Source organism: Rhodococcus sp. HM1 (assembly GCF_023218075.1).
In the GTDB taxonomy this organism is placed as follows: domain Bacteria; phylum Actinomycetota; class Actinomycetes; order Mycobacteriales; family Mycobacteriaceae; genus Rhodococcus.
On record NZ_JALPTB010000047.1, the window covers coordinates 26,044 to 52,015 of the forward strand.

Sequence of the window (25,972 nt, forward strand, 5' to 3'; positions counted from 1 at the left end):
TGCGGGGAACCCGCCGATCGGACGCCAGGTTTGTCGTACTGTGAATGGCGTCACATCGTGTCGGCCGGCCCGACGTGCCGACCCGCCCGCTCGGAGGTTCGGATGTCCACCACCGAAATGCAGGACCTGCAACGCACCATCGGTCACCTGCGGCAATGCGTCGGATCACTGCGCTCGCGCTACGGTGATGCCCCTGCGGTCAAGCGTCTGGCCAACGATCTCGATCGACTCGACATCGACGCGAAGGAGCTCGACAGCGCACCGCCGGCCGAGGTGCGCGGGCACACCGGTGAGCGCATCCCGGTTCCCGACGCGCCGTACGACGACAACCTGTTCCGGGGCGTCGACGTCGACGACGAAGGACTCGGCGGACTCCACGGGGAGCGGTGACCGCCCCGCCGGCCACCGGTGTTCGTTCCGCGACCCGAGCGAGGATCGCGGAACGAACGCTGCGCACCGACCGCTGGTGGCTGACCCCGCTGTTCACGGTTCTGGGCCTGACGATCTTCGTCGTCTACGCCACGATCCGGTCGTTCGTGCGCACCGCCTACTGGGTCGACGACTACCACTACCTGACGCCGTTCTACTCGCCGTGTGTCAGCGCCTCGTGCGTCCCCGGCTCGAGTCACTTCGGGGTGTGGGTGGGCGAGCTGCCCATGTGGATCCCGCTCGCATTCCTGTCGCTGCCGTTCCTGCTCGGATTCCGGCTCACCTGCTACTACTACCGCAAGGCCTACTACCGGTCGTTCTGGCTGTCGCCCCCGGCCTGCGCGGTCGCCGAACCACGCGCTCGCTACACGGGGGAGACGCGGCTGCCGCTGATCCTGCAGAACGTGCACCGCTACTTCTTCTATGTGGCGGTCGTGATCTCGGTGGTCAACACCTACGACGCGATCGTCGCGTTCCACAGTCCCGGCGGATTCGGTTTCGGCCTCGGCAACGTGATCCTCGTGGTCAACGTGATCCTGCTGTGGATATACACGCTCTCGTGCCACTCCTGCCGGCACGTCACCGGCGGCAGGCTCAAGCACTTCTCGAAACATCCGGTGCGGTACCGCATCTGGACGTTCGTGTCGAAACTGAACACGCGGCACATGCAGTTCGCGTGGATCACGCTGGGCACGTTGATCATCACGGACTGCTACATCATGCTCGTCGCGAGCGGCACCATTTCGGATCTGCGGTTCGTCGGCTGACGGCACCGTCGGGGGCACCAGGGGACAGGGAGGGCAGCGATGCCGGAGGTCGAACGGCACGAATACGACGTCGTGGTGATCGGGGCGGGCGGCGCGGGCCTGCGCGCGGTCATCGAGGCGCGGCAACGCGGACTGCGTGTCGCAGTCGTGTGCAAGTCGCTGTTCGGAAAGGCCCACACCGTCATGGCCGAGGGCGGCTGCGCCGCCGCGATGGGCAACGCCAACCCCCACGATTCGTGGCAGGTGCATTTCCAGGACACGATGCGCGGCGGGAAGTTCCTCAACAACTGGCGGATGGCCGAACTGCACGCCCGTGAGGCCCCGGACCGGGTGTGGGAACTGGAAACGTACGGGGCGCTGTTCGATCGCACCCCCGACGGGCGGATCAGCCAGCGCAACTTCGGCGGGCACACCTATCCGCGGCTTGCGCACGTCGGCGACCGCACCGGACTCGAACTGATCCGGACCATGCAGCAGAAGATCGTGTCGCTGCAGCAGGAGGACTACGCCGCCCACGGCGACTACGAAGCCCGGGTCAAGGTGTTCGCCGAGTGCACGATCACCGAACTGCTCGTCGACGAGTCGGGCCGCATCGCCGGGGCGTTCGGTTACTGGCGTGAATCCGGCCGGTTCGTGCTGTTCGACGCGCCCGCCGTCGTCATCGCCACCGGTGGCATCGGCAAGTCGTACAAGGTGACCTCGAATTCGTGGGAGTACACCGGGGACGGTCACGCACTCGCGCTGCGGGCGGGCGCGGCGCTGATCAACATGGAGTTCATCCAGTTCCATCCGACCGGCATGATCTGGCCGCCGAGTGTGAAGGGCATCCTGGTAACCGAGGGGGTACGTGGCGACGGCGGGGTCCTCAAGAACTCCGAGGGCGAGCGGTTCATGTTCTCCTACATCCCGCCGGTGTTCAAAGGGCAGTACGCCGAGACGGAGGAGGAAGCCGACCGCTGGTACGAGGACCAGGAGAACAACCGCCGCACCCCGGATCTGCTGCCCCGCGACGAGGTCGCCCGCGCCATCAACTCCGAGGTCAAGGCCGGTCGCGACAGCCCGCACGGCGGGGTGTACCTCGACATCGCCTCCCGGATGCCGGCCGCCGAGATCGTGCGGCGGCTGCCGTCGATGCACCACCAGTTCCTCGAGCTCGCCGACGTCGACATCACGAAGGAACCGATGGAGGTCGGCCCCACCTGCCACTACGTGATGGGCGGTATCGAGGTCGATCCGGACACCGCGGCCGCGTCGGTGCCCGGGCTGTTCGCCGCCGGGGAATGCTCGGGCGGCATGCACGGATCCAACCGGCTCGGCGGCAACTCCCTGTCGGACCTGCTGGTGTTCGGGCGTCGCGCCGGGATCGGGGCCGCGGACTACGTGGAGGGGCTCACCGAACGGCCGCGGGCCTCCGACGCAAGCATCGATGCGGCCGCGCGGACCGCGTTGTCGCCGTTCGATCCGGCCTCCCCGGACCGCACCGAGAATCCGTATACTCTGCACGCGGAGCTGCAGCAGTCGATGCACGATCTGGTCGGCATCATCCGCCGCGCCGACGAGATCGAACGGGCCCTGGCCGAACTGGCCACGCTGCGCGAACGGATCCGCAACGTCGCGGTCGAGGGCAACCGGCAGTTCAACCCCGGATGGCATCTCGCGGTGGACCTGCGCAACATGCTGCTGGTCTGCGAGTGCGTGGCGCGAGCGGCGTTGCTGCGCACCGAAAGTCGCGGCGGGCACACTCGTGACGACCATCCCTCGATGGACGCGGAATGGCGGCGGACGCTGCTGGTGTGCCGCACCGACGGCGGCGACAGATCCATCCCGGACGTGACGGTGACCCCGGAGCGGCAACAGCCGATGCGGCCGGATCTGCTCGCGTTGTTCGACATCGACGAACTGGGCAAGTACTACACCGACGAGGAACTCGCCGATCATCCGGGACGGAGGTCCTGACATGGGCTACCAGGCGGCCTTCCGGGTGTGGCGTGGGGACGCCGACGGCGGCGACCTGCACGACTACACCGTCGAAGCGAACGAGGGCGAGGTCGTGCTCGACGTCGTCCACCGATTGCAGGCCACCCAGGCCCCGGACCTGGCGGTGCGCTGGAACTGCAAGGCGGGCAAGTGCGGTTCGTGTTCGGCCGAGATCAACGGCAAGCCCCGGCTGATGTGCATGACACGGATGTCGACCTTCGACCCGGACGAGACGATCACCGTCACCCCCGTACGCACCTTCCCGATCATTCGCGACCTCGTCACCGATGTGTCGTTCAACTACGAGAAGGCCCGCGAGATCCCGTCGTTCACGCCGCCGCCCGACCTGGCGCCGGGGGAGTACCGCATGCAGCAGGTCGACGTCGAGCGCTCGCAGGAATTCCGTAAGTGCATCGAATGCTTCCTGTGCCAGAACGTGTGCCACGTCGTGCGCGACCACGAGGACAACAAGTCCGCATTCGCCGGGCCGCGCTACCTCATGCGCATCGCCGAACTCGAGATGCACCCGCTCGACGTCGCGGACCGGCGCGACGCCGCGCAGGATCAGCACGGTCTGGGCCTGTGCAACATCACCAAGTGCTGCACCGAGGTGTGCCCGGAGAACATCCACATCACCGACAACGCACTGATCCCGATGAAGGAACGCGTCGCGGGCCGACGCTACGACCCGATCGTCTGGCTGGGCAACAAGCTGTTCCGGCGCTGAGTGCCCGGAAGCGCCGGACCGGGACACCGTGTCCGGTGTTCACGTGAGTGCGGCGATGATGGCGCGGGCGATCCACTGCGCATACCGTTCGACGGTCCAGCCCCGACTCAACACCAGCAACTCGTACAGATCGACCGCGATATAGGTCCACAGCACATCGCGTACTTCGTCCAGCTCGATGCCCGGGCGCAGCTGGCCGGTGTCGAGCAGATGGCGTCCGAGCATGGTCATCCCGTTGAGGCGCTCGTCGACGAGGCGCCGCCAGATCTCCTCGAGGTCCTCCTGCCCGTGCCGGCCGTCCCGCAGCATCAATTGGATCCTGGCCGAGCGGACTTGCCGGGCGGCCATCTGGTCCGCATACATCGTGATCTTCTTCCGCACATCCGGTTCGGCGAAGATCGCCTTCGTTTCGGACCGCTCGATGACGGGCACCGGATCGTCGTCCCCGGCGATCGTGTAGTCGAACACGGCCTTCGCCAAGCCTGCTTTGGTTCCGAAGATCTTGTAGACGCTTTCGGGTGCCACGCCGCCGCACTGGGCCACCGCTGTCACCGTCGTGGGGCGGTACCCGCGATCCTCGAACAAGTTCTGGGCCGCCCGCAGGATCGAGAGACGCGTCTGTTGCGCGCGTTCCCGGCGCCCCGACGCATCGTAGCGACGTTTCCCATTGACTTTCGGCATCGCGGGTCCATACTTGTATTTGGATACTGACTCACTGTATCCAATTCTTCACTCAACGGCAGGGAGAGCCGCCGTGAACATCAATCATTCCATTTCGGCCCCATCCGTCCCGGACGTCGCCGACACGACCTCCTCCACGGAGAACAAGTCCGTCGCTGCGCGCTTCATGCACATGATGGCCGACGGTGATCGCGATACTTTCGACCGGCTCGTGGCCCCCGAGGCGATCAACCGTGAGTCCCGGACCGAGCCGCCCGCAGCGAGAGTCCCAGGTCCGGACGGGTTCTACGCCACCGCCCTGTGGCTGCGTGAAGCCTTCGGCGACTTCCGCCACGAAGTCGTCCACGCCGTGGAGGAGGACGACGTCGTCGTCCTCGACACCGTCATGACGGCCCGGCACGTCGGGCCGTTCGTGACCTACGACGAGCGTGGCCGGGTCGATCAAGCCTTCGCGCCGACCGGCAAGAGTTTCGCGGTGCATCAAACCCACTGGCTGCGCATCGCCGATGGCAAACTCGTCGAGCACTGGGCGGATCGCGACGACCTGGGCATGGCCCGGCAAGCCGGTTGGATCCCTCCGACCCCGGCCGGAATGATCCGGAACGCGCTCGCAAAACACAAGGCGCACAAGGAAACAGCACACAGTGCGTGAGTGGCTGTGCGCTGCTCCCCGGCGGCTACGCCGACGTCGCGGCGCCGTCCCTGGTCAGCGCACCGAGCACCTCGTCGGTGTGCTCGCCGTGCGCGGGCGGCGCCGACCCGAGTCGCGGACGTTCGCCGGCGAAACTGACCGGAAAGCCGATCTGGCGCAACGGCCCTGACGGGTGATCGACCGTGCCGATCATCCCGATCGCCTCGGTGTGCGGGTCGTCGTAGATCTCGTCCAGGTGGCGGATCGCTGATACCGGCACACCGTGCTGCTCGAGGACCGCAATCCAGTGCTCGACCGTCCCGTCCGCGAACGCGTCCGTCAGTTCCTTTTCGAGCAGTTCCCGGTTCTCGACCCGATCGCGATTGCGGTAGAACTCGGTGCGCTCGGCCAGGTCGGGACGGCCGATCGCGGTGCACAACCGGTCCCACAGTCCGTCGTTGCCGACCGCGACGACGAAATAGCCGTCCTGTGCTGGAAATGCCTGATACGGAGCGAGATTCGGGTGTGCGGAACCGAGCGCGTGCGGCCGCTTGCCGTCGGCGAACCAGTTCGTCGCCCAGTTCACGTGCATCGCGAGCTGGCATTCGAACAGGGACGTCGTCACGTACTGGCCGCGTCCGGTCCGGGCCCGCTCGACGAGGGCGGCGAGCACCCCGATCGTGCCGAACAGGGCAGCGCCCAGATCGCCCATCGCGTACCCGGCCTTCATCGGCGGGCCGCCGGGTTCACCGGTCAGGGACATGAGCCCACCGGCGGCCTGCGCGACCATGTCGTAGCCCGGCTCGTCGCGCCGCGGACCCACCTCGCCGAACGCGGAGATGTGCAGCACAACCAGGTGCGGGTGACGTTCGGACAACGCGCGGTAGTCGAAGATCCGTTGCAGGCCGCTGCCGGGCCGGAAGTTCTCGACCACGACGTCGGCGTCCTCGAGCATGCGGTGCACGATCTCCTGCCCGGACTCCGACTTCAGATCGAGCGCCACCGACTTCTTCCCGCGGTTCACCGCCAGGTAGTAGGTGGCGTCGTCGCCGACGAACGGCGGACCCCACTGACGCGTCGGGTCACCGGCGTCGGGATGTTCGATCTTGACGACGTCCGCGCCGAGATCGGCGAACGACATCGTCGCGTACGGTCCCGCGAGGATCTTGGACAGGTCGACGACCTTGATCCCGGCGAGCGGGGCGGGGCCGGTGGGATACGTCATCGGGCTGCTCCTGTCAGGTCGGTCCGCGGTGCCGAGGCCCGCGCGGTCTCCGCGTCGACGGCGGTGCCGTCGACGATCGCCTCGAGGTGTTGCAGCGCAGTGGTATTCGTCTCCGATCGCAGGTCGGAGAGATACGCATTGGCGACGAGCAGCGACCGGTGGTCGCCGCAGCGGTCGATGCGGTGCGACGCGAGATCGTAGAGCTGCACGGCTGTGACCGCCCGGGCGAGCGCATCCGTGTAGCGCGCCATCTCGACCTGCGCGCGGGTATCGTCGCCGGCGAGCAGATCGTCGCCGGTTGCCGCGAGCGAGCCCCACAGGTCGGTGAGGATCTGCGCCCCGGGCCGGCAGTCCGGTGCGAGGGCGGCGAGCGTGGCCTGCATGGTCGCGGCGAGTGCGCGGTGTGCGTTCTGCTTGCGCATGCAGCGCAGGACGTCGAGCGCGATGACGTTCGACGAACCCTCCCAGATCGAACCGAGATGCGAGTCGCGGACCAGCCGGGCGAAGTCCCGCTCCTCGATGTAGCCGTTGCCGCCGCGGATTTCCATCGCCTCGCCGGTCACGCTCCGGGCCCTCTTGCAGACGTAGTGCTTGGCGATGGGGGTGAGGATCCGGATAAGGGTCGTGGCGTCCGCGTCGCCGGCGTCGGCGCGTTGCAGGCAGTCGGCGCTGTAGCCGATGACGGCGAGTGCGCCCTCGGCCTCGAGCAGCAGCGGCAGCAGGGTTGCGCGCATGAGCGGCTGGTCGAAGAGGGGCTTGCCGAAGACGACGCGTTCGCGGGTGTGGTCGGCGGCGTCGCGGACGGCGCGGCGCATCAGCCCGGCCGACCGCATCGCGTTCGACAACCGCGAGGTGTTGAGCATTTCCGTCATCTGCCGGAACCCGTGGTCGAGCTCGCCGACCTGCAGCGCGTAGGCGCCGTGCAGGGTGACCTCCCCGCTCGGCATCGACCTCGTGCCCAGCTTGTCCTTCAGCCGATCGATCGTGTACGAGTTGCGGTCGCCGTTCGGAAGATGCTTGGGCACCATGAACATTCCGACGCCGCGGGTCGAGGCCGGATCTCCACCGGGGAATCGTGCGAGGGTGATGATCACGTCGGCGTCCGGGTTGGACGCGAACCACTTCCGGCCGGTCAGGCGCCATCCTGTCTCGGTACGCTCGGCACGGGTATCGGTCTGTGCGATGTCGGTGCCGGCCTGGGTTTCGGTCATGAACATCGCGCCGGTCAACCGGTCCGGTCCGGTCGAGGTGAGCCCGTCGATCCAGATGTCGAACACGTCCGGATCCCCGAACATCCGCAGCGTGCGGGCGGCGGCGTCGGTCATCGACACCGGGCACGCGAGGCCGAACTCCGCCTGGACGAACAGATACGACGCGAGGTACTTCACGACGTGCGGGGGAGTGCGGTCCCAGCCGTGGACGGGCCGGTGCGAGAGGGCGGACAGTCCGTACTCGCCGAACGCCGCCTCACACAGTTCCAGGTAGGCGGGGTGGTAGTCGATCCGGTCGATGCGGTTCCCGTCGGCGTCGAATTGGCGAAGTACGGGCGGATTCTTGTCGGCGACCGCCGCGAGCCGGACGAGACGATCGGCGGTGTCGGCACCCAACCGGTCCAGTAGTGCATCGGTGTTCGTGCGGTCCGCGTCGTCGATCCACCGGTCAACGACGGCCCGGAGCGCGGGGTCGCGGTGCGCGTAGTTCATGGAATTCCCTTCGGCTCGAGGATCGTCTCCACTGTCACCCGCCACACCATGTAGAGTCCAAGACTTAATCGATCGATATTCATATCCAGCACCACACAATGCGGGGTGACGTGGACATTCGTCAGATCCAGGCGTTCCTGGCGGTCGCCGAAGAATTGCACTTCGGGCGCGCGGCCGAGCGGCTGCACATCGCGCAGCCGCCGCTGAGCCAGACCATCCGGTCCCTCGAACGCGAACTCGGCGTCGAACTCTTCGCGCGCACGACGCGGTCGGTGCGGCTCACGGCGGCCGGTTCGGCGCTGATGGCCCCGGCACGCATCATCGAGACGCAACTGAAGGTGTGCCGGACGGTGACGCGGGCGGCGGCGCTGGGGGAGACCGGCGTCGTCGGCATCGGATTCGGGGGCGCCGGCGGGTACGCCGTGCTCTCGGGACTGACCAACGCCGTCGCGGAGGCATATCCGGGCATCGCGCTCGAGCTGCGACCACAGACGTACTCGGGGCAGGCGGTCGAGCTGATCCGCTCGGGCACAATCGATCTCGGGATCGTGTCGCTACCGGTCGGCGGCGATCTGGAGACGCTGACCGTGCGCAGGGAGACGCTGCTCGCGGCGCTGCCCGTGCAGCACCGGCTCGCCGGCGAGGAACTGATCGCGATGCGCGACCTCGCCGCGGACCCGTTCGTGATGTATCCGTCGGCGCACGGCTCCCGCGTCCGGGAGGCGACGTTCGCGCTGTGCGCGCAGGCGGGGATCACCCCGCGGACGGTGCACGAGGCGCCCGACCCCTACAGCCTGCTCGCGCTCGTCGGCGCCGGGCTCGGGGTTGCCGTCGTCGTCGACTCCACCACACACGTGCGGGTGGACGGCGTGGTCTACCGGCCGATCGAGGACGAGGTGCCGCCACTCGAGATCGCGATGGCCTGGCGCGCCGACAATCCGAACCCGGCGGCCCACCGGGTCGTCGCCGTGCTCCGGGACATGGACCTCCCGTAGGTTCCCGGCTTGGTACGGTCTCGGGCGGAGGTGACGCCTGTGGATACCGGCAGGATCGACGAACTCGTCCGGACCAGGATCGAGACGGTCGAAGAACTCGAAGCGGTCGTCGGGGTGCCCACGCCGGCGATCCTCGAGAAGCACACGACGTTCACGACGCCGCTGATGCGCGAGTACATCGAGCAGGCGCGATTCTTCGTGCTCGCAACCTCCGACGCGGGCGGCAACTGTGACTGCTCGCCGCGCGGGGACCTGATCAGCAGGGTGCTGTTCCCCGACGACAAGACCCTCGTGCTCCCGGACCGCCCCGGCAACCGGCGGGCCGACTCCTACCGCAACATCCTCGAGAACCCGCACGTGGGAATCCTGTTCCTCGTCCCCGGTGTCGACGAGGTGGTGCGCGTCAACGGCAGGGCGTCGCTGTCGACCGATCCCGACCTGCTGGCCGAGCTCGCGATGTCCGGCAAACCTGCGCAGCTCGCGGTGATCGTGCAGATCGACGAGGCCTATCTGCACTGCGCGCGGGCGATCCTGCGCGCCAAGCTGTGGGACCCCGAGACCTGGGTCGAGGCCGAGTCGGTGCCGTCGCTGCGCGACATCCTCGCCGAGCAGCACAACCTGAAGCACGAGGACCTCGAGCCGGCCCGGCAGGAGCGCTACCGGGCCGAGCTCTACTGAGAAACCGAGCTCTACCGAGAACCGACTACCGGATTCCTCGGATCACTGCACCCGTTCGGCGAGCAGCGGAACGAGCTCATCGAGCGCGAACGGCACCGACAGCGCCGAATTCGTCGAGAACGCGGCGGAGATGTCCGAGTCGCTGTCGAGCACCAGGAACCGGCCGTCCTTCACCGCCGGGATCTGCTGGAACAGCACATTGTTCGTCACTTCCTCCGACGGCATGTAGATCGGCAGGACGATCAGCATGTCCGCGTCGAGAAGGTTCAGGTTCTCCTCGGAGGCCGGGATGAAGAAGCTGTCCGTCTCGGTGGCCTGCACCTGCGGGTTGTTCACGAACCCGAGTTCGGTCAGAAAATCGACCCGGGAGTCGCCGACGACGTAGGCGCCCCAGCCGTCGGACGTGTAGGCCGCGACCGTGACGGTCTTGCCGGCGAACTCGGGGTTCTCGGCGGCGGCCGCCGCGAAGTCCGCGTCGATCTGCGACAGCAGCTCCTCGCCCTTCTCCGGCACGCCGAGTGCCGTCGCGACCGACGTCACCTGATCGTCGAGGGAGGTCAGATAGGCGTCACTGCCCTCGGGCACGCCGACGGTCGTCGCGATCTTCGACAGCGACTCGTACCGGGCCGGGTCGCCGGAACTCTTGGTGTCGAGGATCAGATCCGGGGTCACCGCCGCGAGCATCTCGTAGGACGGCTCGAGCGTGCCGATGAGCTTGGGCGACGACGTGTACAGCCCCTCCGCCCACGGGCCGACGCCGTCGCCCCCGAACGCGAGCCAGTCACTGGCAGCGACCGGCTGAACCCCGAGCGCGAGTGCGGTCTCGGCGTCACCCCAGCCGAGCGCGGCGACCCGTTCGGGCTGCGCATCGATGGTGACGTCCCCGAACTTGGTGGTGACGGTCGCGGGAAATGCGCCGGAGCCGGTACCGGAGTCGGATTCGGTTCCGGTGTCGTTCGAGCCGCACGCCGTCAGAGCGAGGACGGTGGCGGTGACGCTGGCGGTGAGCAGCGCGGCGGATCGACGCTTCATGGATTTCCTCGACTCGTGTGCACGGCAGTTCGATGAGGCAACCCTAACCTGCGTGCGGTTCCGAGGGTGCCCGGGGCGCGGACCGCGGCGCATCGTCTATATGTGTGGAATGGAAAATTCGAGCATCGTGTGCGAAGCAGGGGGACTGCTCGAAGCCCCGCTCGTGCAAGCAGACGGATCCGTGCTGTTCGCCGACACCACCACCGGTGGCGTGTACCGCTGGAACTCCTCCGGGACGCGGACGGTCGTCGAGCGCCGCCGCGGGATCGGCGGGCTCGCCGCACACGCCGACGGGGGCCTTCTCGTCAGCGGACGCGACCTCGCGTACGCCCGTGACGGCGAGACCGTCACGATCCTCGCGCCGGACGGCGCCACCGGAATCAACGACATCGCGGTCACCGCGGACGGGTCACTGCTCGCCGGCGTGCTGCGCCATCGTCCCGCGCTCGGCGAGTCCGCACCGCCGAGTGAACTGGTGAAGATCGCACCGGATGGATCCGTGCGCGTCGTCGCCGACGACCTGTTGTGGCCCAACGGGATCGGGTTCTCACCCGACGGGGCGACCACCTACGTCAGCGAGTACGCGGCGTCGCGGGTGCGCAGGTTCGACGGGGAATCGACGGCGGTGTTCGCCGAGGCTCCGCGCGGTGAATGCGACGGACTCGCCGTCGATGTCGAGGGCGGTGTGTGGGTGGCGCTCGGCAGCGGTGGGGGCATCGCCCGATTCACTCCGGCCGGTCAGCTGGACGAAATCGTCGACCTGGACGGTCGTTTCGTGTCGTCGCTGGCCTTCGCCGGCACGAGCATCTACGTCACGACGGCGGGCGCCCTGCTGCGTCTCGACGTCGGGGTCGCCGGTGTGCCCGTCTCCGAGGCGAAGGTTCCGACCGGCCGCATCCCGGGATGATCTCGGCGTGGTGGCGGCCGCGGTGAACGTCTCGAACGTTCGGTTCCCGAAGGTTCAGCGGGCGCGCAGCGCGGTCGCTGCGCCGGCGACGGCGGACGCGGCGCCGGCACCGGCCAGTCCGGTCAACATCGCCACCGCGACGGTCGCGGAGAAGGCGGTGCCGACCGCCGACTCGACGACGGCTCGGAAACCCGAGGTGCGAGGCGAGGGCGGGGCGTACTCGAGCACCGGCATCGGAAGGTGTGCCCCCGGGAGTCTGGTCGGCGCCACGGGCCGCGGTCGCCGATCGGTGCGGGTGTCGATGAAGTCGAGGGCGAAGGCGATCTCAGTCATGTCCGGGTCCTCCCCGTGTGCCGTCTCACATTGGTCTTCAGTGTTCCGGACTTCGATCGCCGGGATGTGGCGTCGCTTTGAACACTGTGTTTCGGAATCGGATGTTTTCGGCAAACGACGCTCCCATTCCGTCCGCGCATGACCGGTGAGTTTCGAACTCCGACAGTTTCGGGCCTTCCGCGTTGTGCGGCCTGGCCGGGAATTCGCGAATCGGCAGCCGCCGCTGGTATGTTCGTGCGCAGTGAACAACACATTGCAGCTTTGACGCAGACCTTCCGCGCTGGTGAGCCGCGCCTTCGTGCGGTGGTGATTCCGTGTGCCCCCGGAGGGAACCCGACACCGGGTTCCCGGCTCCCGCATGCATCGGAATCGTCTCTCGGAGCTCACTGTGATCACCTCATCGCCCTGTACATCCCTGACGTCGTCCGCACTCCGACCCGGCACGTCGGAGGCGCACACGACGGAAACCGCGCTTGACCGCACCGACTTCCGGGCCGACTGCGGTCGCTGCTTCGCGTTGTGCTGCACGGCTTTCGGATTCTCGAGATCGGCGGACTTCGCCGAGGACAAACCCGCCGGCTCCCCGTGCCGGCACCTCGATTCCGCGTTCGGATGCAGCATTCATCGAGCATTGCCGTCCAGGGGTTTTCGCGGATGCACCGTGTTCGACTGTTTCGGCGCGGGACAGGTCGTCTCGCAACGACTGTTCTCCGGGACGAGCTGGCGAGAACGCCCGGAGCTCCGGGACCGCATGTTCTCCGCGTTCAAGATCCTGAAACAGCTGCACGAGATGCTGTGGTACCTGCTCGAGGCGCAGGAACGTACCTATGATCCCGACACCGAGGACGAAATTCGGGAACTCGCCGATTTCCTCGTATCCCTAACTCGCGGTGACGTGGACGAACTGCTTTCGGCCGACATGGGCGATGTGCATGCCTCGGTGCGAGCCGTCCTGATGACCGTCAGTGCGCACGTGCGGGTTTCGTACTTCGCGGACGGCGGCCGTGTGCATCCGCGCATCGCCCCGGGTGCGGATCTGGCCGGAACGGACCTTCGTGCCTACCGGCTGTGTGGCGCCGACCTTCGGGGAGCGGTTCTGATCGGTGCCGACCTGAGAGGGTGCGATCTCGCCGGGGTCGATCTGCTCGGTGCCGACCTGCGCGATGCCCGGTTGGAGGACGCCGATCTGTCCCTCGCTCTGTATCTCACCCAGCCGCAGATCAACACCGCCCGGGGCAATGAAAGAACGCGAATTTCCTCAGCGGTGTCGGTACCGACGGGTTGGTGCCGCGAGTAGTCGGTGAGGCCTCGGGCGCCGCACGAGGACGAGGTCACGACTTCGGATTCGTGACCTCGTCCGTCCCGAGGACACGGGCAACGAACCCGTCCAGTCGATGGCGGAGGTTCTCGATCCGGGTCTCGGTGGGCAGTGAGCGCTCCGGCTGCGGGTCCGGTAGCGACATCAGGTTGCGCACGTAGAGCGAACAGTGGAAGTCCGTGCAGATGTACGTGCCGACACTGTTGCCCGCTTTCCCGGCGGGTCCGGCCTTGGCGGCAGTGAACAGGTTCGTTTCCGCGTTCCGCCGGGCGGACCGGCACAGATTGCACATCACCCCCCGTGCGCGGGTCGGATCGGAGCCTGCGACGCGGAACTCGACACCGACGAATCCGTCCTCGCTCTCGCAGACCAGATACGCACGCTGCGGTGCCCGCGGGTCGATCCACCCGTAGAAGTCCAGGTCTTCCCACGGCGTCCGATCGAAGTCGTCCGGGAACGACACCGATTTGACTCTGCTGCGTGAGCTGTTGACGAAGCTGGCCGTGATCTCGCTTCTCGTCGGCTGCCTCACGTGTCCTCCTCCAGTTTATGAAACGATCGTAGTATAAACTCGGCGTCGTGGGACGCCCCAAGAACGACGCACGTCGACGTGAACTGCTCGCTGCCTCGGTCCGATATGCACAAGAGCGAGGCCTCTTCGGTCTGACGCTCCGGCCGCTCGCCGACGAACTGGGCACATCGACGCGGAACCTGCTGCATCACTTCGGCAGTCGGGAGGAACTGATATCCCGGATCGTCGACGAAGTCCTCACCGGTCAACTCGAGGCTTCACGCACACTGCTGTCCCGGATACGAACACTCGCGCCGGCAAGCGCCGCCGCGACCCCCACCGGGGTCGCAGACGTCATCGCGGAGGGTCTCGAACTCGCATGGACCCAGGGAACGACTCCCGAGGGCCGGACTCGGATGGCGATGTTCTTCGAGATCTATGCCGCCTCGGCGCGAGACGACGATCTTCACGCAAGATTCGTCGTTCCCGTCGTGTCCGAATGGGTCACCCCGATGGCGCAGGCACTCGAAGCAGCCGGTGTTGCGGACTCGCGATCGCTTGCCCACCGCATCCTGGCTGTCCACCGAGGGCTTCTCCTTCAGGCCACGGTGTCGGGCCCCACCCCCGAAATCGAAAGGGCACACCGGGACGCCGTCGAGGCCATCCGAAACGAGATTGTTGCTCCGTGAAGGAGGTCGCGGCCATTGCCTGCGGGGGAGCGGAGGAGCACTGTGGAATACAGGGAATCGACCGGCGGCGCCGCGTCGGCGCCGCCCTGACCGGAAGGGTGCCGATCGTGTATGCACGCTCGACCACAGTTCATGCGCATCCGTCCTACATCGACGCCGGAATCAAGCACGTACGCGACACCGTGATGCCGGCGCTGACGGATATCGAGGGATGCATGGGAATGTCCCTGTTGATCGATCGCGACTCCGGACGGTGCATCGCGACCAGTTCGTGGCGGGACGAGGAATCGTTGCGCGCGAGCGAGGGACCGGTGCGCGATCTGCGGGATGCCGCCGCCGAGATCTTCCACGGCACCACGGAGGTGTCGCGGTGGGAGATCGCGGTCATGCATCGTGACCACCACGCTGAGCGAGGGGCGTATTGCCGGGTCACGTGGGTCAAGACCGAGCCGTCCGACATGGACCGCGGCGTGGACCTGTGGAAGATGGCCGCACTGCCCAAGATGGAAGAACTTCCCGGTTTCTGCAGCGCCAGCCTGATGTTCGACCGCGCAGCCGGCCGCGGAGTGTCGTCGCTGACGTTCGACAGCAGAGAGGCGATGGAAGGCAACAGGGAACGTCTCGATGCCATCCGGGTCGAAACGGCACGGGAAGCGGGTGCCGAGGTCCTCGACACCTGCGAGTTCGAACTCGCCATTGCGCACCTGCACGTCCCGGAGATGGCGTGAACGATTAGGCGGCCGCGAAGGACGGCCCCGCCGAGGGCCGGCGGCCGTCGCAGCCGCCGGCACCACAACCACATCATCCGAGCCGTCCTCCCGAATCCGAGCGGAGGACAGCGGCAATCGCGCACCATGGTTCCGTGACCACACCCGACGAGGGCCGTCCCGCCCGAGCACCGCTGGTGCTCACATCGCTGATCCTCGTAGCGGCAGTTGCGAACCTCAATCTCGCCGTCGCCAACGTCGCGCTCCCCGACATCGGGAAGGCGTTCGACGCCAGCCAGACCGACCTGAACCTGATCGCGGTCGGCTATTCGGTGGGGTTGGCGGCGTCGGTGCTCTACCTGGGTGCGGTCGGCGACCGCTACGGCCGCAAGACCATGCTGGTACTCGGCATGTCGTTGTCGGTGCCGGCGTCGCTCGTGGCCGGGTTCGCCCCGAACGTGGAGGTACTGTTCGCGGCGCGACTGCTCGGCGGTGTGTCCGCCGGTCTCGCCTTCCCGACGACGCTGGCCTTGATCACCGCGTTGTGGTCGGGTCCGGCGCGGACCCGCGCGATCGCGCTGTGGTCGTCGATCGGTGGCGGTCTCACCGCCCTCGGCCCACTCGTCGCCGGGGCCCTGCTCGAGGGGTTCTTCTGGGGGTCGGTGTTCCTGGTGACGATCCCGCTGGCGTTGCTGGCGCTGGCGCTGACGTGGGTACTCGTGCCGAGTCACGTCAACGAGTCCACCGATCCCGTCGACCATCTCGGCGGCATCGTCTCGGTCGTTCTGGTCGGTTCCCTGGTGCTCGGCATCAACTTCGTACCCGTCGACGGGCTGCAGACCGTCGCCGTGTCCGCGCTGGTGATCGCATTCGCCTCCGCAATCGCCTTCGTGTTCCGACAACTTCGGGCGCGCAATCCGCTGTTCGATCTGCAGGTCGCGCGGCGGCGCATCTTCTGGGTCGCCGCGGTCGCGGGCATCATCGTCTTCGGCACGTTGATGGGCACGATGTACATCAGTCAGCAGTATCTGCAGAACGTGCTGGGGTATTCGACGCTGGCGGCCGGTTCGGCGGCGCTGCCCGCGGCGCTGGTGATGGTGCTGGTCGCACCGCACTCGGCGAAACTCGTCGAATCGCGGGGTTCGCGGTTCACCCTGCTGTCCGGATACGTGGCGATCGTGGTGGGACTGGTCGTCGCGCTGGTGTTGTGGGACGAGGATGCGCACTACTGGATAGTGGCGCTCGGGTACATGTGTCTCGGTGCCGGGGTGGGTCTCGCGGGGACACCGGCGTCGCATTCGCTGACCGGTTCGGTGCCGGTGGCGCGGGCCGGTATGGCCTCGGGTACCGCGGACCTGCAACGCGACCTCGGCGGGGCGATCGTGCAGTCGATTCTCGGTGCGCTGCTCACCGCCGGGTACACGGCGTCGTTCACGTCCACCATCGCCGCGAGCCCGCAGGCGTCGTCGGTCAGCGAGCAGACGCAGGTCGCCCTGGAGAAGTCGTTCGCGGGCGCCGTGAACATCGCCGAGACGTATCCGCAGTACGCGCAGCAGATCCTCGCGGCGGCCCGGTCGGCGTTCCTCGACGGCGACACCCGCGCGTATGCCGCCGCGATCGGGATCGTGCTGATCGGAGCGGCACTGGTGTTCTTCGTGTTCCCCAAGCGTGATGCGGAGACCGCACTGCTGGAGCGGTATGCGGCCGAGGACGCGGAGACCGGGGACAGGGAGAGCAGGGACGCGGAGACCGGGGACAGGGCGATCGGGGACGCAGGGTAGAAAACCGGGCACACTGTTCCTTCGAGAGGATCCGATCGTCGCCCGGGGTGATCACCGGCCGAAGCGAGGTTTCGTGTGGGGAATGTTCCGTTCGTATTTCGTGCGGACGGCGTCGCCGTGCTCGTCGCGTGCACCGAGAACAGCTGTGGTGGAATCGGGCCGTCGTCGTTCGGCGGGAGGATTTCATGGGCATCAGGGTCGCACTGGAACATCGGACGGAATTCCAGGACGCTTTCGGCAATTTCCTTGCCGGCGTGGTCTTCCCGGAGCGCGCCGGGAAGCTGTCGATCACCGTCGGACTCGTGGCCGACATGGAAGTGATCACCCCTTCGACTTCTTCATCGAGGACTACGCCGAATACTTCGGGTGGGAGTACCCACCGGAACTCGCGGCCGACCTCGAGCCGTACCTGCGCCCGGTGGACGAGGGCGAACCCGGCTCGGGACCCGGTGAGCTCGTCCGAAGTGGTTGAAGGACTTTCATATTCCCGACGAGATCCGCACCGTCGATGTGCTCGTGTCGCTCAATCGGGCACTCGAACGCGACATCGAATACAGCGTCCGGATGGAGCCGGGAGTGCAGAGCCCCGACCACACCCTCGCGACCGCGGTCGGCTCGTGCCGCGACTCGGCGTGGCTGATGGTGTCGGTGCTGCGGCAACTCGGTCTCGCCGCCCGGTTCGTGTCCGGATACCTGGTCCAGCTCACCGCCGACCAGCCGGCCCTCGACGGTCCCAGCGGCCCCGCCGCCGACTTCACCGACCTGCACGCCTGGGCGGAGGTGTACGTGCCGGGCGCCGGCTGGATCGGGCTCGACCCCACCTCCGGGCTGTTCGCGGGGGAGGGGCACATTCCGCTCTCCGCTGCCCCGCACCCGGTGTCGGCGGCGGCGATCACCGGTGCCACCGGGAAATGCACCGCGACCCTGACGTTCTCGAACACCGTCACGCGCATCCGGGAGGATCCGCGGGTCACGTTGCCCTACACCGACGAACAGTGGGAACGCATCTGTGCTTCGGGCGCCGCACTGGACGCCCGCACCGCCGCCGCGGACGTGCGGCTGACGGTCGGCGGGGAGCCGACATTCGTGTCGATCGACCGCTACGGCGACCCGGAGTGGACCACCGAAGCCGACGGAACCGACAAACGTGAACGTGCCTCGGACCTCGCCGAGCGGCTGCGCCGCATCTACGCGCCGACCGGCCTGGTGATGCGCAGCCAGGGCAAGTGGTATCCGGGAGAGGCGTTGCCGCGCTGGCAGATCGCGCTGTTCTGGCGCGAGGACGGCGGCGCGCTGTGGAACGACCCCGCGCTGCTCGTCGACCCGTGGGATCCGGAGAACCCGCCGTCCGCGCAGCCCGCCGACGCCGAGCATCTCGCCGTCGAGCTCGCCACCCGGCTCGGATTGCAGCCGGATGTGGTGCAGCCCGCGTACGAGGACGCGCTCGCGCGGCTGCACCGCTGGGTGCGGCTGCCGGCCGGCCCGCCCCTGGACCCCGCCGAGGACTTGCCACCCGACGACGATTCCCCCGACGCACGCCGCGCTCTGCTCGACAGGCTCGAACGATCCGTCACCGACCCGGCCGCGTGGGTGATCCCGCTGCAGCGCCGAGACGACGACACCGGGTGGCAGAGCGGACGGTGGACGATGCGCCGCGGCCGCATCGTCCTCGTCGAGGGCGATTCTCCGGCCGGGCTGCGCCTGCCCATCCGCTCGGTGAGCTGGGAGGAACCGGACCCACTGTTCGAAGCCGATCCACTTCACGACCGGCCACCGCTGCTGTTCCAGCCGGCGCCGCCACCCGCACCGACTGCCGTCGCGTCGCCGACCGTCGGTATCCCCACCGCGCTGGTCACCGAGGTGCGCGACGACGCACTGCACGTGTTCCTGCCGCCCCTGGGTGCGCTCGAACACTTCTACGACCTGATCGCCACCGTCGAGCAGGCCCGCGCCGCGCGGCTGACCACCGAGTCCTTCGACGTCGACGGCACCCACACCGGCACCGGCGGCGGCAACCACATCACGCTCGGAGGCGCGAAACCGAGCGATTCCCCGCTGCTGCGCCGCCCCGACCTGCTCGTCTCCCTGCTCACCCACTGGCAGCGGCATCCCGCGCTGTCGTACCTGTTCTCGGGCCGGTTCATCGGCCCCACCTCGCAGGCGCCGCGCGTCGACGAGGGCAGGCCGGACGCGCTGTACGAACTCGAGATCGCCTTCACCGAGATCGAGCGGCTCACCGGCGACGCGGACGACGACTGGCCGCCGTCACCGTGGGTCGTCGACCGTGCGCTGCGGCACCTGCTCACCGACCTGACCGGCAACACGCACCGCGCCGAATTCTGCATCGACAAGCTGTACAGCCCGGACTCGGCGCGCGGCCGCCTCGGCGTCCTCGAACTGCGCGGCTTCGAGATGCCGCCGCACGCGCAGATGGCGATGGTGCAGTCGCTGCTGGTGCGCGGCCTCGTCTGCACTTTGTCGCGGCCGACATCGCCGACGTCGTCGCGGATCTGCGCGAGCACGGCGTCGACTTCGACACCGCCTGGCTCGACCCGTTCCTCGAATTCCGCTTCCCCCGTCTGGGCAGCGTGCAGGCCGGCCCGGTCACGCTGGAACTGCGCGCCGCCGTCGAACCGTGGCACGTGCTCGGGGAGGAAGCCACCGCCGGTGGCACCGCCCGCTACGTCGATTCGTCCGTCGAACGGCTGCAGGTGTCCGTGACCGGCACCGACCGCGGCCGGTACGTCGTCACCTGCAACGGGGTGCCGATGCCACTGCTCGAGACCGGCAAGGACGACGTGCAGGTCGCCGGGGTGCGGTATCGCGCATGGCAGCCGCCGAGCGCCCTGCATCCGACGATCGAAGTGCACAGCCCCCTGGTGGTCGACGTCGTCGACCTCGAGTCGGGTCGCTCGCGCGGCGGCTGCACCTACCACGTCGTGCATCCCGGTGGCCGTGCCTACGACACCCCGCCGGTCAACGCGGTCGAGGCGCAGTCGCGCCGCAACAGCCGGTTCGAGGACCACGGATTCACACCCGGACGTATCGACCTGGCAAGGTTGCAGGAGACGCAGGCGCGGCTGGCGGTGGACGTGACGGCCCCCGGACTCCTCGACCTGCGACGGACGGACACCGCCTGGCGTTGACGGCACCGAAGCAGAGGCCCGGTGGCGCAGGCAACGAGCTCCGGGAGGACGGCAACCGATGACCGACGTCGCCGATGTGGCGCTGACCGGATACGTGCACCGCGGGCCCGAATTCGACGAACTGCTCGGTCCGGACGGCCGGTTGCGGGCCCACTGGGCCGACTTCGCGGACGGGTGGCGTCCCCGCGGGCCGGAACCGCTCGCGATGTACCGGCAGCGGCTGCGCACGCTGGTCGACCACCACGGCATCAGCTACAACCCGATCGACCCGTCCGGGACGCCGACGTCGGTGCGCTGGAACGTCGACGGCGTGCCGCTGGTGCTGGCCGCCGACGACTGGGCCGAGCTGGAACGGGGCCTGGTGCAGCGGTCGCGGCTGCTCGACGCGTTGCTCGCCGACGTGTACGGCGAACTGCGGACCGTTCGGGACGGGCTGCTGCCGCCGCGGCTGGTGTTCGGGCACGCGGGGTACGTGCGGGCCGCGCACGGGCTGACCCTGCCCGGCCCGCACCAGCTGTTCCTGCACGCCGTGGATGTTGCGCGCGGCACCGACGGCCGGTTCCGGGTGTCGCGGGATCTGACGCAGGCGCCGTCGGGTGCGGGGTACGCGATGGTGGATCGGCGGGTGATGTCGCGGGCACTGCCGGACCTGTACCAGACGACGAGCCCGCGGCCGCTGTCCCCGTTCGCGCAGGCCGTGCGGCTGGCGTTGCGGGATGTCGCGCCGGTCGGCGTGGAGGATCCCACGGTCGTGGTGCTCACCCCCGGCGCGACCTCCGAAACCGCGTTCGACCAGGCCTACATCGCCGGGACCCTGGGCCTGCCGCTCGTCGAATCCGCCGATCTCGTGGTGCGCGACGGCCGGTTGTGGATGCGCTCGCTCGGATCGCTGACCCGGGTGGACGTGGTGCTGCGCCGCGTCGACGCGGCCTTCGCGGATCCGCTGGACCTGCGGCCCGATTCGCATCTCGGAGTGGTGGGACTGGTGGAGGTGGTGCGCCGCGGTGCGGTCTCCGTCGTCAACACCCTCGGCAGCGGGGTTCTCGAGAACCCGGCGCTCGCGGCGTATCTGCCGCGGTTGTGCCGGGCCCTGCTCGACGAGGAGTTGCTGCTCGAGTCGGCACCCGCCCACTGGGGCGGCACCGACGACGGGCGGTCGCTGCTCACCGCACGGTTCGACGACCTGGTGCTGCGGTCCGCGGTGACCACCGAGACAGTGGTGCCCGGCGCGCTCGACGCGGCGCAACGGGAACTGTTGCGGGACAGGGTGTTCGCCGATCCGGCACGCTGGGTCGGAACCGAACCGACCGAGCATTCGTACGCGCCGGTGCTGGCAGCCGGGCGCGACGCGTTCGAGGCCGCACCCGTCGGGCTCCGCCTGTTCACGGTCGCGCAGCGGGTCGGATTCACGCCGATGCCCGGCGGGCTCGGCCAGGTCCTCGCGCCGGGCGCCGGGTGCGACATCGTCGCCAAGGACGTGTGGGTCCGGTCGGTGCCCGCCGCGTCGACGGCGGATCCGTCCGGCACGGCCGAGACGCTGCCCGAATTCGCGGTGCCCGCGGTCGACGTGGTCACCTCACCCCGTGTCCTCGGTGACCTGTTCTGGATCGGCCGCTACTCGGAGCGCGCCGAGGACACCGCGCGGCTGCTCATCGCGGTGCGGGAACGCTACCAGGACTACCGGTTCCGGCCGTGGCTCGCGGGCAGCGAATGCCTGCCGGTGCTGCTGCAGACCCTGACGGCCGCGGCGCCGTCGTCCGAGTTCGCGGTCACCGACGATCCGGACGCCCCGCGCATCGACAGCTACCGGGTCGCGACCGCGGAGTTCCGTTCGCTGACGGTCGATGCGGACCGGCTCGGATCGCTGGCGCAGTCGTTCGCCGGACTCGAGCGGGCCGCCCGGGCCGTGCGCGACCAACTCTCGAACGACACGTGGTCGGTGCTGGCGGACGTGCGGCGCGCCCTCGACGAACTGGCCACCACCCCCGACGAGGGCGGGTCGCTGCTCGAGGTCACCCAGTCCGCGGCGCTGCGGGGCATGCTCGCGTTGTCCGGTCTGGGCGCCGAATCGATGGTCCGTGACATCGGCTGGCACGTGATGGACATCGGGAAGCGGATCGAGCGGGGACTGGCGCTCACCTCGCTGCTGTCGACGACGCTGGTCGACGTGCGCGCGCCCGGCACCGAGCGGGCCCTCGTCGAGTCGGTGCTCGTCGCGGCCGAGAGCTCGGTGACGTTCCGGCGCCGCAATCATCGGGTGCGGGTGGCTGCGGTGGCCCAGCTACTGCTGTTCGACATCGGCAATCCGCGGTCGCTCGCGCACCTGCTGGACCGGATCAAGGAGAACCTCCGGGCGCTGCCGGACGCGTCGGGTGCCTCGCGGCCCGAGCGGCTCGCCGAGGAGCTGATCACCCGGCTGCGCCGCGTCGATCCGGTGGATCTCGAGGCCGCCACGGACGGCACCCGCACCGAGCTGGCCGAACTGCTCACCGCGGTGCATCGCGGACTCGAAGAACTGTCCGAGCTGCTGCTGCAGGGACCGCTGTCGCTTCCCGGCGGCACCCGGCCGCTGTGGGGCGGCGCCGAGAACAGGAGGATGCCGTGACCGACACCGCCGGGACCGACACCGCTGGGACCGACGCCGTGCGTCGCTACCGGATCGTGCACCGCACCACTTACCGGTACTCGGGGACGGTCACCTCCTCCTACGGCCGCGGCTACCTGATGCCGCGGGACACCGGCGAGCAGCGGGTCGTCGACACCGCCGTCACCGTCGAACCGGCGCCCGGCGACACCTCCACCGGCGTCGACATCTGGGGCAACCGGGACGTGTACTTCCACGTCGTCGAACCGCACGACACGCTGGTGGTGACCGCACGTTCGGTGGTCGAGGTGAGCCGGCCCGACCCCGCGTTGTGGACGGTCGGGCCCGCGCTGCAGCCCTGGGAGTCGGCGCGACCGGCGACCGCGGGCGGTGCGCTGGCGACCGACTTCGTGCTCGACCTCGAGCCCGCCGAGATCGACGATTCGGTGATCGAATACGCCGCAGCGACATTCGTTCCGGGACGCCCGTTGGGGGAGGCGATCGTCGAGCTCACCCACCGGATCTTCACCGACTTCACGTACTGCTCGGGATCGACCTCGGTGTCGACCCGGGTTTCCGAGGTCCTTGCCGCCCGGGCCGGCGTGTGTCAGGATTTCGCGCGCCTGGCGATTGCCTGCCTGCGCGCGAACGGTCTTGCCGCACAGTATGTTTCGGGATATCTGGCAACCGATCCGCCGCCCGGCAAGGAACGCATGATCGGGGTCGACGCCACTCACGCGTGGGCGGCGGTGTGGCTCCCGGGTGATCGGTGGCTGGCCTTCGACCCGACCAACGATCAACTGGTCGACGAGCGTTACACGACGGTGGGGTGGGGCCGTGACTACGCCGACGTGCCGCCCCTGCGTGGCGTCATCTATACCGAAGCGAAGGACAGTAGCATCGACGTGTCCGTGGACGTCGCACCGATCACGAAGGATGGTTTCGATGCGTGACTTCTCCTGTCCCACTTGCGGTCAGCAACTCGCCTTCGAGAACTCGGTCTGCCTGGGATGTGGCGCGCGCCTCGGTTTCGACCTCGGCACGGTCTCCATGGTCACCATCGTCGACGAACCCGCGGTCTCCCTGGATCCGAGCACAGGGTCGGTGCCCGCAGCCGCATACCGGCTGTGCGCCAATATGCATCTCGCGCGGTGCAATTGGATCGTCCGTGTCGACCACTCCGGCAACGGCGTGACGTTGTGTCCGTCGTGCGAGCTGACCCGGACGCGGCCCGCGGACGACGACGTCGTCGCGCTCGAGGCGTTCGCCGAGGCCGAGGCGGCCAAGCGGCGGCTGCTGGTGGAGTTGGCCGAGCTGGGATTGCCGGTGGTCGGCCGGGCCGAGGACCCCGAGGCTGGGCTGACCTTCGATCTGTTGTCGAGCCGTGACGAGCCGGTGGTCACGGGGCACGATTCCGGGGTGATCTCCCTCGATCTCGCCGAGGGCGACGACGTGCACCGCGAACAACTGCGGGTCGCGATGGACGAGTCGTACCGCACGGTGCTCGGCCACTTCCGTCACGAGATCGGGCACTACTACCAGATGGTGCTGATCGTCGACGACGACGCCCGGCAGCGGTTCACGGAACTGTTCGGTGATCCCGACCAGGACTACCAGCAGGCCCTCGACCGGCACTACTCCGAGGGCGCTCCCGCCGGGTGGGAGGACACCCACGTGTCGAGCTACGCCACGATGCACCCGGCCGAGGACTGGGCCGAAACGTTCGCCCATTACCTGCACATGCGCGACACGCTCGACACGGCCGCGGCATTCGGGTTCGCGCCGGCCGGTGCCGGCCTCGATCGCCCGCAACCCGGGCCGGCCGGTTTCGACCGGCTCGTCGAACAGTGGTTGCCTCTCACGTGGTCGTTGAACATGGTCAATCGGTCGATGGGGCGGCCGGACCTGTATCCGTTCGTGTTGCCGCCCCCGGTCCTGAACAAGATACGTTTCGTGCACGAGCAGATCACCGCGCGCGTCTCGGTGTCCTGAGGCGCGTCTGCTGCGGCGCCGTTGTGCCGGGCGGGGGGAGCGGCCTACGGTCGAAACGGAAGCCCGTCGAGGAGTGGTCGCATGAGCCTGTTCTATCGCCTCGCCTACCGTGTCGGCTTCACACCGTGGGAACGCGCGGACGTTTCGCGGGGCGCCCATTTCGACGCGCTGCTCGAGTCGGTACCCGGCCCGGGCCGGGCGCTCGACGTCGGCTGCGGCAGCGGTGAGTTGTCGATCCGGCTCGCGCGGCGCGGCTGGGACGTCACCGGAATCGACAATGTGCCGGCAGCGGTCGAATTGGCGATGGTTGCCGCCGAGCAGGCCGGGGTCGACGTGAGATTCGTCGAAGGCGACGTCACCGCGATGGCGGACCGGGTCGGGTCGGACTACGGCCTGATCGTGGATTTCGGTTGCTTCCACGGACTTTCGGACAGCGAGCGAGCCGCGTACCGCCGGCAACTCGACCGAGTGTCCTCGCCCGACGCGACATTTCTGATGTTCGCGTTCGAGCCGCGTTTCCGCGGACCGCTCCCGCGCGGCGTCGACCTGGCCGAAATCGAGCAGATCTTCTCCGGATGGTCGGTGGTGGAGGAGGTTTCGGTGCGGGTCGGATTCCATTCGAAGTGGTATCGCTTGGTCCGGCGCCGGCACGTGCCGTAGGTCGCGGGCCTTCGGTTACTCGACCGGGAAATCCTGGCTACAGGAATCTGAACCGCACGGAATACCTTGATTTCCAAAACAGCGGGTCGAATCTTCGGGCAGTCAGTTCGGCGAAGCCGGGATGGCACCGGAAATCAACGCCGAAATCATCGAGGCCGGCAGCTGCAGGTCGGGCGCCTGGGTGATGTTGGTGAGAACGACGATGACGGTGCCGTCGGCCTGCCGGACCGCAGTCTGGGTCTGGAAGCCGCTGATGTGCCCGTTGTGACCGACGAGTCCGTTCAGGTCGCCGATGCCGAGGCCGTACGGCAGGGGCCCGGTGGTGACGAAATCCAGTCGCTGAGCCTGCATCTCCGGTTCGAGGAGGTCGCCGTCGACGAGGGCCTTCGCCCAGATGGCCAGGTCCGCGGCGGTGCAGATGGCCTCGCCGGCGCCGAATCCCCAGGACGGGTTGAAGTTCGTGACGTCGACCAGTTCCGGCCTCGGGGCGGGCGGGCTC

The 25,972-nt window shown here is 68.3% G+C and carries 23 protein-coding genes and 1 pseudogene; 17 read left to right on the plus strand and 7 right to left on the minus strand.

The features are described 5' to 3' along the window. The first annotated feature begins 102 nt into the window (after positions 1-102). The 4 genes from M1M07_RS21940 to M1M07_RS21955 are packed head-to-tail and all read left to right on the plus strand — an operon-like array spanning position 103 to position 3,900. Complete coding sequence (locus M1M07_RS21940; RefSeq protein ID WP_197254038.1) at positions 103-390, plus strand: hypothetical protein; 288 nt, start codon at positions 103-105, stop codon at positions 388-390. Then, positions 387-1,196 carry a hypothetical protein gene (locus M1M07_RS21945; protein WP_197254040.1) on the plus strand — a complete coding sequence of 270 codons (810 nt, stop codon included), beginning with the start codon at positions 387-389 and terminating at the stop codon, positions 1,194-1,196. Before M1M07_RS21940 ends, M1M07_RS21945 begins: the two co-directional genes overlap by 4 nt. Before the next feature lie 39 nt (positions 1,197-1,235). Continuing rightward, a complete protein-coding gene (locus tag M1M07_RS21950) occupies positions 1,236-3,152 on the plus strand; it encodes a fumarate reductase/succinate dehydrogenase flavoprotein subunit (protein WP_248675525.1) in 1,917 nt (638 codons plus the stop codon). Position 3,153: 1 nt separating this feature from the next. Then, on the plus strand, positions 3,154-3,900 hold the full coding sequence (locus tag M1M07_RS21955; RefSeq protein ID WP_197251021.1) for a succinate dehydrogenase/fumarate reductase iron-sulfur subunit: 747 nt from the start codon (positions 3,154-3,156) through the stop codon (positions 3,898-3,900). 39 nt (positions 3,901-3,939) lie between these two features. On the opposite strand, the gene M1M07_RS21960 is transcribed toward M1M07_RS21955, so the two are convergent. After that, the gene (locus tag M1M07_RS21960; RefSeq protein ID WP_248675526.1) at positions 3,940-4,581 is read right to left on the minus strand and encodes a TetR/AcrR family transcriptional regulator; all 642 of its coding nucleotides are present in this window, start codon (positions 4,579-4,581) and stop codon (positions 3,940-3,942) included. 166 nt (positions 4,582-4,747) lie between these two features. On the opposite strand from M1M07_RS21960, the gene M1M07_RS21965 reads away from it, so the two are divergent. Next, positions 4,748-5,233, plus strand: coding sequence for an ester cyclase (locus tag M1M07_RS21965; protein WP_248675541.1), 486 nt, complete (start codon positions 4,748-4,750; stop codon positions 5,231-5,233). A gap of 25 nt (positions 5,234-5,258) precedes the next feature. Here M1M07_RS21965 and M1M07_RS21970 read toward each other — a convergent pair whose 3' ends face one another. Together M1M07_RS21970 and M1M07_RS21975 are read right to left on the minus strand one after the other, a co-directional pair. Next, the gene (locus M1M07_RS21970) at positions 5,259-6,437 is read right to left on the minus strand and encodes a CaiB/BaiF CoA-transferase family protein (RefSeq protein ID WP_248675527.1); all 1,179 of its coding nucleotides are present in this window, start codon (positions 6,435-6,437) and stop codon (positions 5,259-5,261) included. Beyond that, positions 6,434-8,140 (minus strand): acyl-CoA dehydrogenase family protein, encoded by a 1,707-nt coding sequence (locus tag M1M07_RS21975; RefSeq protein ID WP_248675528.1) that lies wholly within the window; start codon positions 8,138-8,140, stop codon positions 6,434-6,436. The genes M1M07_RS21970 and M1M07_RS21975 overlap by 4 nt, the downstream gene beginning before the upstream one ends. A 110-nt stretch (positions 8,141-8,250) precedes the next feature. Between M1M07_RS21975 and M1M07_RS21980 the strand changes: the two genes are divergently transcribed. Continuing rightward, positions 8,251-9,135 carry a LysR family transcriptional regulator gene (locus tag M1M07_RS21980; protein ID WP_248675529.1) on the plus strand — a complete coding sequence of 295 codons (885 nt, stop codon included), beginning with the start codon at positions 8,251-8,253 and terminating at the stop codon, positions 9,133-9,135. 39 nt (positions 9,136-9,174) lie between these two features. Beyond that, on the plus strand, positions 9,175-9,813 hold the full coding sequence (locus tag M1M07_RS21985) for a pyridoxamine 5'-phosphate oxidase family protein (protein ID WP_248675530.1): 639 nt from the start codon (positions 9,175-9,177) through the stop codon (positions 9,811-9,813). A gap of 42 nt (positions 9,814-9,855) precedes the next feature. Here M1M07_RS21985 and M1M07_RS21990 read toward each other — a convergent pair whose 3' ends face one another. Further along, the gene (locus M1M07_RS21990) at positions 9,856-10,845 is read right to left on the minus strand and encodes an iron-siderophore ABC transporter substrate-binding protein (RefSeq protein WP_248675531.1); all 990 of its coding nucleotides are present in this window, start codon (positions 10,843-10,845) and stop codon (positions 9,856-9,858) included. A gap of 109 nt (positions 10,846-10,954) precedes the next feature. On the opposite strand from M1M07_RS21990, the gene M1M07_RS21995 reads away from it, so the two are divergent. Continuing rightward, complete coding sequence (locus M1M07_RS21995; protein WP_197251028.1) at positions 10,955-11,752, plus strand: SMP-30/gluconolactonase/LRE family protein; 798 nt, start codon at positions 10,955-10,957, stop codon at positions 11,750-11,752. Between the two features lie 54 nt (positions 11,753-11,806). Here M1M07_RS21995 and M1M07_RS22000 read toward each other — a convergent pair whose 3' ends face one another. Then, positions 11,807-12,085, minus strand: a complete 279-nt coding sequence (locus M1M07_RS22000; RefSeq protein WP_197251029.1) for a hypothetical protein — start codon at positions 12,083-12,085, stop codon at positions 11,807-11,809. Between the two features lie 661 nt (positions 12,086-12,746). Between M1M07_RS22000 and M1M07_RS22005 the strand changes: the two genes are divergently transcribed. Further along, the gene (locus M1M07_RS22005) at positions 12,747-13,382 is read left to right on the plus strand and encodes a pentapeptide repeat-containing protein (RefSeq protein WP_248675532.1); all 636 of its coding nucleotides are present in this window, start codon (positions 12,747-12,749) and stop codon (positions 13,380-13,382) included. A gap of 34 nt (positions 13,383-13,416) precedes the next feature. Here the strand turns inward: M1M07_RS22005 and M1M07_RS22010 are convergent, their stop codons facing one another. Further along, positions 13,417-13,935 (minus strand): FBP domain-containing protein, encoded by a 519-nt coding sequence (locus M1M07_RS22010; RefSeq protein ID WP_248675533.1) that lies wholly within the window; start codon positions 13,933-13,935, stop codon positions 13,417-13,419. Between the two features lie 47 nt (positions 13,936-13,982). Here M1M07_RS22010 and M1M07_RS22015 point away from each other — a divergent pair, with 47 nt between their 5' ends. The 8 genes and pseudogenes from M1M07_RS22015 to M1M07_RS22050 all read left to right on the plus strand — a co-directional run bounded on the left by M1M07_RS22015 (position 13,983) and on the right by M1M07_RS22050 (position 25,473). Next, positions 13,983-14,603, plus strand: a complete 621-nt coding sequence (locus tag M1M07_RS22015) for a TetR/AcrR family transcriptional regulator (RefSeq protein WP_248675534.1) — start codon at positions 13,983-13,985, stop codon at positions 14,601-14,603. A gap of 98 nt (positions 14,604-14,701) precedes the next feature. Beyond that, positions 14,702-15,331 (plus strand): hypothetical protein, encoded by a 630-nt coding sequence (locus tag M1M07_RS22020; RefSeq protein ID WP_248675542.1) that lies wholly within the window; start codon positions 14,702-14,704, stop codon positions 15,329-15,331. 134 nt (positions 15,332-15,465) lie between these two features. After that, entirely contained in the window at positions 15,466-17,091 is a 1,626-nt protein-coding gene (locus tag M1M07_RS22025) for an MFS transporter (RefSeq protein ID WP_248675535.1), read from the plus strand. A 185-nt stretch (positions 17,092-17,276) separates the two neighbouring features. Next, positions 17,277-20,237 (plus strand): annotated as a pseudogene (locus tag M1M07_RS22030) (transglutaminase family protein). Between the two features lie 58 nt (positions 20,238-20,295). After that, positions 20,296-22,842 (plus strand): circularly permuted type 2 ATP-grasp protein, encoded by a 2,547-nt coding sequence (locus M1M07_RS22035; protein ID WP_248675536.1) that lies wholly within the window; start codon positions 20,296-20,298, stop codon positions 22,840-22,842. Then, positions 22,839-23,774, plus strand: a complete 936-nt coding sequence (locus M1M07_RS22040) for a transglutaminase family protein (protein ID WP_248675537.1) — start codon at positions 22,839-22,841, stop codon at positions 23,772-23,774. Before M1M07_RS22035 ends, M1M07_RS22040 begins: the two co-directional genes overlap by 4 nt. Further along, the gene (locus M1M07_RS22045) at positions 23,767-24,813 is read left to right on the plus strand and encodes a putative zinc-binding metallopeptidase (RefSeq protein WP_248675538.1); all 1,047 of its coding nucleotides are present in this window, start codon (positions 23,767-23,769) and stop codon (positions 24,811-24,813) included. Before M1M07_RS22040 ends, M1M07_RS22045 begins: the two co-directional genes overlap by 8 nt. Positions 24,814-24,894: 81 nt before the next feature. Then, positions 24,895-25,473 (plus strand): class I SAM-dependent methyltransferase, encoded by a 579-nt coding sequence (locus M1M07_RS22050; protein WP_197251036.1) that lies wholly within the window; start codon positions 24,895-24,897, stop codon positions 25,471-25,473. Positions 25,474-25,575: 102 nt separating this feature from the next. On the opposite strand, the gene M1M07_RS22055 is transcribed toward M1M07_RS22050, so the two are convergent. Beyond that, positions 25,576-25,972 (minus strand): serine hydrolase (locus tag M1M07_RS22055; protein ID WP_248675539.1); only part of this gene is annotated, 397 nt, incomplete at its 5' end.

Bases quoted from the DNA above. Each gene is read 5' to 3' on its own strand.
- M1M07_RS21940 (WP_197254038.1), top strand. From the start codon at position 103: ATGTCCACCACCGAAATGCAGGACCTGCAACGCACCATCGGTCACCTG.
- M1M07_RS21950 (WP_248675525.1), top strand. From the start codon at position 1,236: ATGCCGGAGGTCGAACGGCACGAATACGACGTCGTGGTGATCGGGGCG.
- M1M07_RS21955 (WP_197251021.1), top strand. From the start codon at position 3,154: ATGGGCTACCAGGCGGCCTTCCGGGTGTGGCGTGGGGACGCCGACGGC.
- M1M07_RS21960 (WP_248675526.1), bottom strand. From the start codon at position 4,581: ATGCCGAAAGTCAATGGGAAACGTCGCTACGATGCGTCGGGGCGCCGG.
- M1M07_RS21965 (WP_248675541.1), top strand. From the start codon at position 4,748: ATGCACATGATGGCCGACGGTGATCGCGATACTTTCGACCGGCTCGTG.
- M1M07_RS21970 (WP_248675527.1), bottom strand. From the start codon at position 6,437: ATGACGTATCCCACCGGCCCCGCCCCGCTCGCCGGGATCAAGGTCGTC.
- M1M07_RS21975 (WP_248675528.1), bottom strand. From the start codon at position 8,140: ATGAACTACGCGCACCGCGACCCCGCGCTCCGGGCCGTCGTTGACCGG.
- M1M07_RS21990 (WP_248675531.1), bottom strand. From the start codon at position 10,845: ATGAAGCGTCGATCCGCCGCGCTGCTCACCGCCAGCGTCACCGCCACC.
- M1M07_RS21995 (WP_197251028.1), top strand. From the start codon at position 10,955: ATGGAAAATTCGAGCATCGTGTGCGAAGCAGGGGGACTGCTCGAAGCC.
- M1M07_RS22000 (WP_197251029.1), bottom strand. From the start codon at position 12,085: ATGACTGAGATCGCCTTCGCCCTCGACTTCATCGACACCCGCACCGAT.
- M1M07_RS22035 (WP_248675536.1), top strand. From the start codon at position 20,296: ATGACCGACGTCGCCGATGTGGCGCTGACCGGATACGTGCACCGCGGG.
- M1M07_RS22045 (WP_248675538.1), top strand. From the start codon at position 23,767: ATGCGTGACTTCTCCTGTCCCACTTGCGGTCAGCAACTCGCCTTCGAG.
- M1M07_RS22050 (WP_197251036.1), top strand. From the start codon at position 24,895: ATGAGCCTGTTCTATCGCCTCGCCTACCGTGTCGGCTTCACACCGTGG.